Below are 988 nucleotides of genomic sequence, written 5' to 3' on the forward strand. Positions count from 1 at the left end.
ACCTCAGCTACAGAGGAGACGGCTTTTGTGAGTGAGCTGAATTCTGAACCGTTATCACTTGTAAGGGTCTTAAAGAGTCGCTCAGCTTCCTCTCTTAGGGATTTTATTAGCTGAGCGATCGCTTGATGAACAGCCTGACTTGTCTGATTTTCAAGCAGAATAAGCAACTCAAAGCGTGAATGACGCTCAACCAACGTCAATAGTGCTGGTTCATCTTCACCACGTGGCCCCCACAACGGTATTGATTTTACAATGTCCCCCATTCCTCTCGATCTTCTACTTTCTGAGGGTGTTCTTCAACAGACTTACCTAGGATTTTGCGGCCTCTTGGACCCGGTTCAAAAGCCTTGCGCAGTTTGCGTGACACCTTTTCAGGCAAATCAATATTCTTCGTTAGCTTGAGCCCCATATTGATCCAGTTATCGAACGTTTTCGTGCATGGAATCGACTCTTTACAGAATAATTCATGACGCTTAGCGTAACAACAACCGCATCAGGGCTCCACCCCTTATGGAGTATCTTTTCATCCACCCAATCGATGAAGTCCTTATTAGTAATCCATTTAGCTTGTCGACCCGTTTCATCGTGCAAGTGGTCATATGCCGTTTGCCCAGTAACAGCACTATAGACATCCCAGAAGTAGATAAAGGTCTTTCCTTTTGCGGATTGTTTGCATTTTTGAGTAACCATGCTACGTTTCACTTTTATATGAATGGTCTGTGGTGAACGTCCGAGTAATCGAGCGATTGCTCGGTTTGAGCCATGTAGAGTCTGCTAATCTATGTTTGTGTTGTTACTACATAGATTAGCAGACTCACTGGCTCTTCTTGTATTTTAAATGGCTAAGTTCATTTTACAATTCACCCACAATTATCAGATAATTTTACGTTAGGGTCTTTTATATGGAGTAATTTTCGTATATCATGAGTCATAGCACAGAGTCCTTTCTATTTTAGTTACCACTTTTAATAGATCGGACTTCTGTGTT

The 988-nt window shown here is 42.2% G+C and carries 1 protein-coding gene and 1 pseudogene; both read right to left on the bottom strand.

Annotation, left to right across the window (positions count from 1 at the left end; all coding sequences use genetic code 11):
- Window positions 1-263 (bottom strand): annotated as a pseudogene (locus tag ACQV18_RS09355) (hypothetical protein); the annotation flags it as partial.
- Between the two features lie 130 nt (window positions 264-393).
- Complete coding sequence (locus tag ACQV18_RS09360) at window positions 394-690, bottom strand: hypothetical protein (RefSeq protein WP_428876538.1); 297 nt, start codon at window positions 688-690, stop codon at window positions 394-396.
- Between the last annotated feature and the right edge of the window lie 298 nt (window positions 691-988).

It is taken from the genome of Facklamia sp. P9177 (assembly GCF_050409585.1).
GTDB lineage: Bacteria > Bacillota > Bacilli > Lactobacillales > Aerococcaceae > Facklamia.

Excerpts from the sequence above, each read along its gene's own strand:
- ACQV18_RS09360 (WP_428876538.1), bottom strand. The coding sequence starts at position 690 with ATGGTTACTCAAAAATGCAAACAATCCGCAAAAGGAAAGACCTTTATC.